The organism is Bradyrhizobium sp. Mp19 (genome assembly GCF_029952935.1).
GTDB lineage: Bacteria > Pseudomonadota > Alphaproteobacteria > Rhizobiales > Xanthobacteraceae > Bradyrhizobium > Bradyrhizobium elkanii.
Genome location: NZ_JASAUT010000112.1, coordinates 1 through 11,220 on the forward strand (window position 1 = coordinate 1; position 11,220 = coordinate 11,220).

Consider the following 11,220-nt stretch of genomic DNA (forward strand, 5'->3'; position numbering starts at 1 on the left):
AAGGCGGACTTCTCTTGCTTCGGGTATCATCCCGACCTTGAATCACGACTCACGTTCCAAGAAAAGTGGGTACTAGCGCCCGAGGTAGGCACGTTCCGTCATTCGAGTGGCGATCCGGCAAAGGACGCCGCGGAATCGGAACGGCTGAAGCAGGAGCTCGAGACTCGCCGCTCGGCCTTGTCGGAGGCTGAACGCGAATTTATCGGCAAGCAACTGAAGGAAGACTCCCGAAAAGGTCTGCCGCAGCTCCATTCGTATGCCCTCGAGCTCATGGCGGGAAAGCCACTAGCGCCCGCCATCCCCGCGCTTATGGGATGGGCCGTCGCCAGCGCCTTGAATCCGGACTTCGACCGACCGGATAAGCATTTCCGACATCTCATGCGTTTCAATGCCGTTGATTGGTTGCCGATGCGGGATGCCGTCCGAACCGCTTGCGAGCCGTTTCTGGCGACGGAGGCGTCGAATACGGGCAAGCGCGCGGCGGCCACCATGTTGAGTGCGACCGGAGATCCGGACGATGCGGCGCAAGCGCATGCCATTTTCGGGACTATCACCCCCGACCGACCGCGCTTTTCCTTGAATGACCCGCTCTACAGTGCGGTCGATCCTTGCGATCCGACCGCAACACAAGCGCCGGAGAATATCGGTGCAATCGTTACGGCCAGCAGGAACGCCAACGTTGCGGAGCTGAGCACAGGCCTTGGCATGACCCCTCAGGATCACCAGGTCACCAGGTCCATGCCCGCTCTTGCCCGCTTCGAGCCAGCCACGGCCGTCGAACTTCGCCATAAGTTCGCCCGGCAGGCGCTCGATCGGGCGAACGTGCTGTCGTTGAGGCAGGCCATGATGGCGCTATTGAAGGACAGTGCGATCCTGGAGCCGGAAATCGTAACCCGACTGGTTTCGATCGGCTCTTCGCCGCCGGCGTCCGAATTCTTGACGGACAAGGGCGGGGTTCGAGACGAATGGCTCGTGCAGCAGTATGCCCTTCGCGCAGCCTTTCCGCACCGGAGCGGCGATGAGCAGCTCCGGGCGCTGGAGGCCGGAGGAGGCAACGAGGCATTGCTAGATCTGCTGGAGGCTACGTCACCCGCCAGCGAGACGGAGATTGACGCTGCTCTGGATCGCGCACTCACATCCCGCGACAACAACAGATTGGCGATGGTCGTAAACTTCGCTCAGTTCAGCAAAAGCTCCCTGTCGAATGCGGCGAAATCCCGACTCATTCCCTTGCTCTCGTCCCCCGATGGTGGAATGAGAATGAGAGCATTGGCGCTCGCCGCGCGGTCTCGAGACCCAGTTCTGTTGAAGCAGTTTCTGGCGACGGGCTGGGACGCCGCGAATTGCGACGCGAAGAACGGCCATCGTGAGATCTGGTATGGCTCGCGGTGCCTGCTGGTAGCCGCCGAGTTGGGCTTGATCGGCGCCGCCGAGGCCGTTGGTCGCATGGGGCCGAACTTCTATGGCTTCGCGGCGCAGTTGAGCGATGAGGGCGCCAAATCGGTCGCCGATAGGGTCGATGTCGCATTCCACCGTGCGATCGGTGTGAACGACATCCCTGAATTTCCCCTGGTGCAGCAGCCAGTCACCGCGATCGAGGGGCAGGAGCCGCCGCTTCTGTCCTTGGTGGATCAGCCGGCCCGCGACATGCAGCAGGCATTCGAGAGACTGGGAGAAGATGATGACGCGTTTCAGCAACGGCAGAAGCGCTCTTGGAAGGCCTTCGACCGCTTCGTCGATCACGTTACTCTCGCCGACGCCCGGATCATCCTGGACGATTTCTCCTGGGGAGGATTCGATGCGATTGTAGCCCGGATGCCTTCTCTCGCGGAGAGTTGGAAGCAAGCGTTGCTGGTCGCCGGCGAGGGAGTGTTCCGCGCCATGCATGCATTCGCAACGGGGCTCGCGAGGGCAATCGCGCCAAGCGATCCCGCGGGTGCTGCAGAGCTGTTCGCTCGAACGGCCTCGCTTCGACCTTTCGTAAACCGTGTCATCGGCGTATCGAGCATTCCCGCGGAGGCCGTTGCGGCCTGGTCCCGTGCTTCGATCACGGAGGTGCGTAAATTGTGCTTCGCCCGACTCGACGCGGCCGCGAACGACTCCTTGATAGCTTCGGAGGTTCTCGCCGCGCATGAGGCCGGAGCGCAAGCGTTCATTCAGCAATACGTCGACGAAAGGTTGGCGATCCAGGAGCCGGCAAAGACGGCGCGGGCTCTTCTTGTCTGTGGATTTTCAGACCTGAATGAACATGCCACCCGTACGCTGCAGCGGTTCGAGGCTTGCGAAGGATTTGTCGGGCAAGCCTACGGGGCGGCAACTTATGCCTATCATAGGAACGCATGGGCACGGCATTGGTACGGGATGATGAAGTCTGCCACGAGCCCTGAGGAATTCTGGAGCTGCGCCGTCCTATTCGCGAAGATCGTCGACGGTCGCTTCGATTTGTGGCACGCGGAGTGCGGATCGCCGGGTGAAGTCTTCGCGCGCTTCATGACCACCATCGATGATAGCGTCAATTCACGCATCAAGAAGTGGCAGTCCGAGCGGCAATCCAAGCTCTTTGGCGGAGACATTCCGGATCCGATCTTCACGTTCGGGCAAAGCGGGTCCTAGTTGCCGGGAGCCTTCGCGCCACGGCACTATCCCTTCTCATCAATCGCTTCGGAAGGGCTGTCGAATGGCAAGCGGATGTGTCGCCGATGTTCGTACAGCGGGATCATACAAAGTTGGAAGATCAGCCAGCACGCATACAGCGAGTCGTCCGAGTATGGCTCTCCGTCGTGTAGCAGTCCATGGGCTATCGAGTGACGGATATAGGGCCCCGGCTTCTTGAGGAAGACGTTCTCGATGTCGGTCGTGATGGGGCTGCCGAAGATCGAATCCAGCTCCGGTCGCATCTGCTCGAACAGTGCGGATATCGTTCGGTCCTCCTGAATCTTCGTGGCATCGTCCAATTTTGTGACGTCGTGGCTGTGCGCTCTGAGTACGTGCCGAAGCGAAGCTTCCAGCAAAGGCGTCAGGATGTAGAGAGCGCTAATGAAGTCGCCGCGGAAGAAGCATGTAAAACCGTGGCTGTAGGTCATGACGAGCCCCCGCGGTACGAAGGGGCTGAATTCCAATAGCGCTGCGAAGATCTCCTCGGACAAGTAGTGGTTCGAAACGATGGATTGCCTAGCTACTTCGATCTCGGCAGAAGCCGTAATATGGCGGCGTAGCCCCTCATCGCGCGCGATTTGTTGACGCAGCGTCGAGTCATCCTGCGTTTCGCCAAAGTTGCCCCCTTCGCTGCGATAGATGACCTTGCCATCGCGGTCGTGGTGACTGCCGCCAAATAGGGACGAGAACGGATGCTCTCGGATGGCCTTCTCCGCCTCGGCTATAAGTTGATCCGGATCCGGAGAATGACTGAGGCCCGCGAACGTGAAGAGTTTGTCGAGCAAAGTAGGCTTTTGCATCCTCTTCTCGACCTCTTTGGCGATATCTTCGAGGTCCATCGGAATTGCAAAAGGCGACATTTCGTCGGCGATGCCCGCCTGAATATCCACCAGGAGATGCCGCAACTCCTTCCGGCGATCCTTGCTGCCTGGCAAGCCGTGCAGCTCTTGGATGGCTTCCGTAAGCGTATGAGCAGCCAACATGGCCGAAGGCTGGCGCTTGGCCATCGCGACCAGCAGCTCGCCTGCCGTTGACCGGCAACGGTTCGCGTCGTCGTCGTGTTTGGCCTTATGGTAAGCTCGGGCGGAAAGGCGCCAAAGCTCCACTAAGATGTGGTCGTCAGCGCCGGCGGGGAGGCCGGCGATCAAGTTTTCGACCTCCTTGCCGACTTCGGCTGCATCCGAGATCCCGAAGTGAAGGTCGAGACGCCCGAACATCAGGGCGGGACTAGTCAGTCGCTTCGCGATCGCTCGCTTCCGCAACGCCACGACGAGCTTCTGCGCGTCCGAAGGGCCATTCTTGTCCATTTTGGTGGCGCGACCGATGAAAAGGGCCCGCTTGAGCAGATCGCGCGCCTCGTGCCGTAGGGCGCCGGTCTCGTTCTCGTCGAAACGCAACTTGAGGATGCCGGCATCGACCTTGGAGACAACTTCGACGTAGGCGGTCGCGGCACATACTCCGATCCGTCGTCGTTTAAGATCGAGCAGCCAGCACAGGTCCGCGAGCCGGGCTCGCAACACAGGGTGCTGTGCCCGCTCGGCCATCGCGGCCAGGGAATCAATCGCGCCACGAAAATCGGCCGGTGTCGCCGAGCGCCGACCGTCTGCCCAGACGATCATTGCAGCGAAAGGGTCGTTTGGCTCGTTGGCCTTGAAATGCATTCCCATGGCCCCAGCGAGCATGGAGTAAACACGGAACGTTGGGGTCTCGGGTTCGGGCTGCGTGTCGGGGAGAGCGCGTCGGTATAGGTCTCCCAGCTCGGCCGCATCGGCGCTGTCCAATGACCGAACCAGCTCTTCGAAGTCGACCTGCGTGACGTCATTCAAGGTCGCCCTGGCCCACGGAGGGGGCGGTGGCGCGGTGTTCTCGGGGCTATCGTCGATCGTAGGGCTCTCGTCGCTCAAGTCGTCTCCTGGACGTTTATGCAATGAGGGTTTGCCGCTCCGTGCAATTGCGCCCGGCGGCAGCACTAAAGGTTGTTCCCCATATGCTCACTCGTCGAGCGATTTCAATGTGGCGGGAGCTTTGTCACGGATGCCTTCCCGACTATTTTGCCTTGGGGCGCCGCGGTGTCGAATTCGGGACTTCATCGGCCGCGCGAGAAAGGACAAACGCACGCTGCAGAAAGTTTTCTATGATGTCGACGATGTGTCCGAGTCGCTCGGCAGTGGGTGTGTATCCTCGGTGAGCAGACGCGTTGCCTGCGTCTGCAACGGCCTCGAGAGTTGTCTTTTCGCGAGGGCTGATGAATCCGCGATCGACCAAGCCGGATAGCTTGCCCTCGAAGCCGCCTTTAGGATCCTGCTCCAGCAGCAGATGGCCGGCCCTGTCCAATAGCGTACGTGCGCCGACGGACGCTAAGACCTCATCCCGGCATTCAGCGGCAGATAGAGTTCATCCATAACGTTTCTCAGCACTTCATCGCTGATCATGTCCGACCAGGCGGGCTTCGGACGAAGGGATGGCGCACCGCGGGTGGGTGACCCAGATCCCGTCGACCATGTCGAAATGCTCGACGTTTCGCGGGCGCGCCTGCGAGACGATCACGGCGATATCGGCGCCGCTGAGCGACCGAAGGCGCCGGCCTGCCCGATATGATCCGTAGGCAAGCGACCATGATACAGAGAAAGGCCGACTTGCACGTGAAGGAGCTGCAGTTCGAGCGGCGGCAAAAGCTTTCGGATCTGGCGACAACCCTGGAAGAGCAGCAAGGCGCCCGACATCGCCATGAGTGGAATGGCAGATCTTCTCAAATTTCAAAATCCGTTGCCGGAACGCTTCGACGCCTACCTTTCGACTACCGTGCGAAGCTTGCCGCAGCTTCGCGAGATCGGTAGCCCTCATCGTAGGCACTCCTGCTACCCAAGATTCTAAGATCGCATGCTGCAAGACGCGAGGGAGCAAGGCCCCGTTGCAAAGATCACGTTGCTCATCATCACAACCATGCCTATGCGGCTTTTGTCCACAGCATGCCATCGCACCATACGTGGTCAACTCGTCCCCATTCACAAGCTCCTGCAGCATCCGGAAAGAACCCACGTCCATTGAGATTGGCACTCGTATTGCAAAGCAGCGGGATGCCGGTAAGTTCTTCGTAGACCACGAGGAGTTCGGCGATCTTGTGTTCAGAGGTTCTGGAAACAGTCTGCAATCGCGCAGATCCATCAAGATGTACAACAGCTGGTACTCTATCGAGCCATTCCGCTCGCGTCTGATGATCGAACAGCATGTAAGGATCCGGGGTTCCGGGGAAGAAGATTTCTGGCGCACGATCTTCAATGCATATGGGCGCCACTGGCCGAAAGCATTCACGACGTTTGATCTGATTGAGATGATCCTTCATCCCCGCTGATGTGGCAGCCGCTAGGATGCTTCGTCCGCCTAATGCTCGCGGTCCGAGCTCAGCGCTGCCGGCGAGAAAGACGACGGGCTTGTTACTCGCAAGGATCTTAGCAAGCTCGCGCATATTGCACGGTGCGGCTTCCCATCCTGCTGGCGCCTCGTTCCGCAGAAGTCGCGGACCACCGTAGACCGACCATTCGAGTGGCACGAAGCCCTTCCGCTCTGCTAATGCGGCACAAGCCGCACCTATAGCCGCGCCGCTGTCATTCGGAAAGGGGGGCACCCAAACAGCATCGAACAGTCCGGCGGACCGCATTGCGCTATTCCACTTTATGTTAAGACCACAGCCGCCCGCTATGCACAGATTGTGTCGCCCTGGGAGCCGTGAATGACGTTGTACAGCAGCTGCCAATCGCTCAACCAGGAGATGCTCGAGAAAAGAGTGAAATGATGCGAGTATATCTTCATCTCGCTTGTGATCCAATCGCGAGGCGCTGGCTGCAAAGAAAGCGTGCATGGCAGGAAACCAATCCCCGCTCTCGATCTCCGTACGGTAGCCACGAGCACGCTGCGTGTCGCCGGCAAAGCATTCCTCGTAGAGCTCCCGAAAGACACTCACGATCGCATCATCGACACAACCCAGCGCGATATAGGCCATTAGCTTGCCAGCGACACCTAAATCCCAGGGTTTGCGGTCCAGATCTTTGTAAGGCCCAAAGTGATCGCCGGCCACAGCATAGGCATGACCAACAATTGGAAACAGACATTCAACGAATCGGGCGCCCTGACGTTCAACGTGGTAGAGACGTGGAAGGATGGAGCCGTCCCACACAAGACAGAAAGCCGATTGTCCGGACTGAGCAAACGGGCTTGTGCAGTACGCGGAAGCCACATGGCCCGAGACGTGTGAATAACTTTTATAGGGAAATGCTCTGCCTTCTAGAATCAAGCCAGAGCCGTTGTACGAAGTGAGAAGCCCTTCCGCATGGGGCTCTACGTACGGTCCCCATTTGAGAGTGACAGAGTCAGTACCACTGAGCACTTGGGATTGACCGTCCCCCCCGCCGTCGATCACAAACTGATCAACATCGCACGAATCCAGTCCGTGCTCGGCCAAGGCGGCGACGACATCGTCAAGGTTTTCGATGGCTTGATAGCGGAGATTGTTGTCCCGCTTCTCTTGCTCAACACAAAAAGCCAGTCTTCCGTTCTCGATGAGCGCGATCGCTCCATCATGCCTCAATTTGATGCCGCAGATGCGCATAGCTTCTCCATGTCTAACGTCGGACATCTAGTGTCCGCCGTATCACGATGCAGAAAGCGGGCCAACCAGCGGCAGTGCTTGACGTTTTAGATCCGGAATGTCGTTCCGCCAGCAGTTTAAGCTGCATACTCGGCGTGTGTTCGATCTGGTGCAACTGTATGCGCGCCATGTGCGCACCGGATCATTGGTACCCGGCGGTCGGCGCGTTCCCGTGTCACATTGAGCGGCGTGAAATGGTATTGAAAGCAAGCGCGCGAAAATGGCGTCGAGGCGTCAGCGGATTGTTGCAGGCGCGGCTTCATTGACGGTTCATATATTGTCCGCCGCCTAATTGTTCCGGTTGGGACACGATCCGATCGTTTGTGCATCGTGAAAGCTCCGCAAGGATTCGAATCCACGAACGAATTCCCTTTTGAAAAGTGTAGAGATCGTACTTTTCGTTTGGGCTGTGGTGACGATTATCAGCTCGCGCGAAACCGATGGGTAGGGACTGCAGCCCTAGCCGGCGCTTAACAGTGTTCACGATGGGGATCGACCCTCCGCTTCCTATCAGCACCGAATCGCAACCCCACTCCTGTTTCAGAGCGGCGCGCGCGCAGTCCAGATACGGGCTCCTTGGCTGGATAAAAGATGCGGGGTGGCCTGTGAGCCCGGCAAACTGCACTTTGCAGTCGCGCGGTGTTCGAGCGCGAATGTGATTGCGAAACGTCGATCGTATCCTTTCGGGATCTTGACCATCTACCAACCTGAAAGAGACCTTGGCGACGGCACTGGACGGAATGATCGTTTTCAGGCCAACTCCGCAATGCCCGCCTGCTATTCCATTGATTTCGCACGAAGGGCGAGTCCAGAGTTGCTCCATTACCGAGTAAGAAACGTCCCCAGCCGACTGAGAGAGGCCAACAGCTCCAAGGAATTGCTCGGTGTCGAAATTCAGCTTCAGCAACTCGTCTCTGACAGTGCTGTCCAACTCCGATATGTTGTCGTAGAAGCCCTCAATCGCGACTTCTCCGTTCCTGCCTCTCAGGCTGGCGATGAGTTCAGCGAGAACCTGGATTGGATTGCGTACAGCATTCCCATAAGCACCCGAATGCAGGTCCCGGTCGGCGCACGTTACTCGGACCTCCTCTTCTAATAGGCCGCGAAACATAACGGTGATCGCGGGTACCGCGTCGTTCCACAATGAGGTGTCGCAAAGCAACATGACATCAGCAAGCAATTCATGTTCGAATTCGTCCAAGAATGCCTCCATGCTTGGACTGCCGCTTTCTTCCTCTCCCTCGAACAACATAGATACGCCAACTGGCAGACTTCCTGTTGTCGCGTTCCAGGCACGGCACGCCTCAATGAAAGTCAAGAGCTGGCCTTTGTCGTCAGATGCGCCTCGGGCAACAATGTGGGTCTCCCCGTTAGGCTGGACCCTAAGCGTCGGCTCGAAGGGTTGAGACTCCCATTCCTGCAGAGGCTCTACGGGTTGGACATCGTAATGGCCATAGAATAGAACGTGTGGACCGGTGGCTTGCTTGCTGTGTCCGACCACTACAGGGTTTCCAATCGTAGCTCTGACGGATGCATCGAAGCCAATGTCAGATAGCTCATGGGCGAGCCAGGAAGCGGCCTCGCGGCATTGCCGTGCATAATGCGGTTCGCACGAGATGGACGGAATTCGCAGCAGTTGGAAGAGCCGGTCAAGGCTAGCATTCAGGTTCGTGTCCGCATGCTGCAGGGCCCTTTCAATGGTTTGCTTGGGCATGTGATGGCTATCTTCACAGGATATTTTCGAAGACATGCCTCTTTGTCCTTTCTTCGGAAGCCGTTGTTTGAATGGTCTGGCTCGCCTCCGACAGTAATTTCTCCAGCAAATAAGCAATGTGCGCTCTATTAGCTCCTCGGTGGACGATCTTTACATTTTCTATGGCTGTCAGGGCAATGTCCGAATTCGTCTCAATGGCGCCGATCCCCTTTGTCGCTCTGCACACACACATAACGTCCGCCGGCGTGTCTCATTCGTGACACAGGCAATGTGTCGACAACTATAAATATCGCAATCTTCATCAGGTCTCTGAAGACCACTTTTCCTGTCGAGTTGGCATACCCTTTGCTGTTCGCACGGCTCATTACCTAATGTTGCAACCGGCGCCATACGTTGTCACAACAGAGGAGCGCGAATTGTTTTGGCTACCACGCGAGCATGTCCTCTTGAATGAGTGGTTGCGGAACGGAAGTGCTGTTGCAGTCAAAGAAGCGCGAAAGGCAGGGTCGTCATACTATGAACTTTGTATCGAGGCTCGATATGCCGTTTGCAGGACCGCTTGGGCAACGGAGGCCCCTTGGGGTAGTGGGCGGAATGGGAAGCTTCGCAACTGCCAAATTCTTGGAATCTCTCGCGCGAAAACGCCGAGCGGAGAAAGATCAGGATCACATTCCGTATGTTGCTTTATCGCTTCCCGATATCACTGATCGATCACAAGCAATCTCAGAGGGGAGTGACGCGCCATTGCAGCAGATATTGGAGCGGGCTCATTGGTTAGAGCAAGCGGGATGTGGAGCGATAGCCATCCCCTGCAACACCGCGCACTTCTGGGTTGGTGAGATCAAGCAGGCGCTGTCGGTGGCTTTGATTGACGTAACCGAGATCACAGCCAAGGTGATTTGCGGCAGGAGGGATGCCGCAGCTCGCGAACTTCGTTTGATCCTGCTGGGAACGAATGCGACTATGCAGCACTCTCTATACCCGCAAACGAATGAGAAGTGTTTCGGCGAGAAATTCGCATGTTGTCGTGCAGAGTTTCAACGAGAAGCCGTTCAGATCATCGCGGATGTCAAGTCTGGAAATGCCGTGGAAGCACGACCAAAGCTGAAGCAGCTTGTTGATCAGATCAGACCCTTCGCGCCTGACGCAATTATTCTTGGTTGCAGTGAATTGTCGGCCATTTCCGACGGTCTGGTAGACGACGATGACATCGTTGATCCAATCAGCATTCTTGCTGACTCCTGTATTGCCTGGTGGGAAAAGGAAAACGAGCTCGTAAACCAGGCGCGCGACGGGGGAGAATGATGAGCCGGGTCATACTCGCGAACACTGGCTCCGCTGCAATGACGCCCTCGGCTCATACGCTATCAGATGAATTCCTGAGAGCAAATGCAGCCTCGGCCAAGAGGCTGCTCTGGCTTGCTAGGGACGACGATATGCTTATTACCCCAACTCCGGTCACGAAGGAGTTCTTGAACTACGTCAATTCCCTAAAAGGTGGAGGTAACATCAAATTGCTGTCGACCTCATCGACATCCACCAAGCGTCCCCTGCCAATCTCGGAACAGGACATCGCGCCCGGTAGCGCCTTTTCTAGATCGCTACGTCTGATGACTATGGGTGCTCAATTTTCATGTCTGGAGCCGTATATCGCTGACGAGGTATCAATTTCCATCGCGAGAGCTTTGGGGAATCTTCCTGTAAGGTTTTCAGATGAGAACGTTGGAGCAAGCCCGGTCGCAACGCGACTTCTTAACGACAAGGAGAAATTCCGCCAGTTTGCCTCCGATCTTGGCGTGCCGATCGCTAATGGCAGCAATTGTGCAAGCATGCAACAATTGGTCGAAGCCGTATGTGCAGTCCTGTCAGAGTCTGAGAGTGCCATTCTGAAGATGGCGCGTCATGCAGGTGGTGACGGCAATATCGTCATTTCGAAAAGCGCGGCGGGATCGTCGCAAGGCGCGACGCGGGCCGTGGCGACACCAAAAATTGATGCGGCTACCTTGCGCGAGGCCGTTCATGAACTTGGGCTGTCTCCGACAGTAGAAGAGCCCGTGATTGTCGAGGTATATAGTGAAAATGAGTCTTCGATGGGCGTCCATTTTGATGTCAGGAGAGACAGGGTTGAGAGAGCTGGCCCCGCAAATTCGGACAGTAGCTTGAGTGGATTTTCTGCCTGACAGCGGCGAGGATTCTTGCTGCGAAT

7 protein-coding genes are annotated in these 11,220 nt (G+C 57.3%); 3 read left to right on the top strand and 4 right to left on the bottom strand.

All coding sequences use genetic code 11. The features are described from left to right. The coding region (locus QJT82_RS44070) for a hypothetical protein (RefSeq protein WP_281446711.1) at nt 1-2,613 on the top strand (2,613 nt) is incomplete at its 5' end. Between the two features lie 26 nt (nt 2,614-2,639). On the opposite strand, the gene QJT82_RS44075 is transcribed toward QJT82_RS44070, so the two are convergent. The 4 genes from QJT82_RS44075 to QJT82_RS44090 all read right to left on the bottom strand — a co-directional run bounded on the left by QJT82_RS44075 (nt 2,640) and on the right by QJT82_RS44090 (nt 9,014). Continuing rightward, nucleotides 2,640-4,337, bottom strand: a complete 1,698-nt coding sequence (locus QJT82_RS44075) for a hypothetical protein (RefSeq protein ID WP_051003288.1) — start codon at nt 4,335-4,337, stop codon at nt 2,640-2,642. Between the two features lie 736 nt (nt 4,338-5,073). Next, on the bottom strand, nt 5,074-5,499 hold the full coding sequence (locus tag QJT82_RS44080; protein WP_209910182.1) for a DUF2130 domain-containing protein: 426 nt from the start codon (nt 5,497-5,499) through the stop codon (nt 5,074-5,076). Nucleotides 5,500-5,602: 103 nt separating this feature from the next. Further along, complete coding sequence (gene nodU / locus QJT82_RS44085; protein ID WP_080583581.1) at nt 5,603-7,261, bottom strand: nodulation protein NodU; 1,659 nt, start codon at nt 7,259-7,261, stop codon at nt 5,603-5,605. Between the two features lie 298 nt (nt 7,262-7,559). Beyond that, nucleotides 7,560-9,014: a M20/M25/M40 family metallo-hydrolase gene (locus tag QJT82_RS44090; protein ID WP_035632939.1), complete on the bottom strand. Its 1,455-nt coding sequence runs from the start codon at nt 9,012-9,014 to the stop codon at nt 7,560-7,562. 477 nt (nt 9,015-9,491) lie between these two features. On the opposite strand from QJT82_RS44090, the gene QJT82_RS44095 reads away from it, so the two are divergent. Continuing rightward, nucleotides 9,492-10,319, top strand: coding sequence for an amino acid racemase (locus tag QJT82_RS44095; RefSeq protein ID WP_157183416.1), 828 nt, complete (start codon nt 9,492-9,494; stop codon nt 10,317-10,319). Continuing rightward, entirely contained in the window at nt 10,319-11,194 is an 876-nt protein-coding gene (locus tag QJT82_RS44100; protein WP_264641765.1) for a hypothetical protein, read from the top strand. Before QJT82_RS44095 ends, QJT82_RS44100 begins: the two co-directional genes overlap by 1 nt. Nucleotides 11,195-11,220: the final 26 nt, after the last annotated feature.

What these genes read in the sequence shown, in the direction of transcription:
- QJT82_RS44075 (WP_051003288.1), bottom strand. Translation starts at nt 4,337, where the DNA reads ATGCTCGCTGGGGCCATGGGAATGCATTTCAAGGCCAACGAGCCAAAC.
- QJT82_RS44080 (WP_209910182.1), bottom strand. Translation starts at nt 5,499, where the DNA reads ATGAGGGCTACCGATCTCGCGAAGCTGCGGCAAGCTTCGCACGGTAGT.
- nodU (WP_080583581.1), bottom strand. Translation starts at nt 7,261, where the DNA reads ATGCGCATCTGCGGCATCAAATTGAGGCATGATGGAGCGATCGCGCTC.
- QJT82_RS44090 (WP_035632939.1), bottom strand. Translation starts at nt 9,014, where the DNA reads ATGCCCAAGCAAACCATTGAAAGGGCCCTGCAGCATGCGGACACGAAC.
- QJT82_RS44100 (WP_264641765.1), top strand. Translation starts at nt 10,319, where the DNA reads ATGAGCCGGGTCATACTCGCGAACACTGGCTCCGCTGCAATGACGCCC.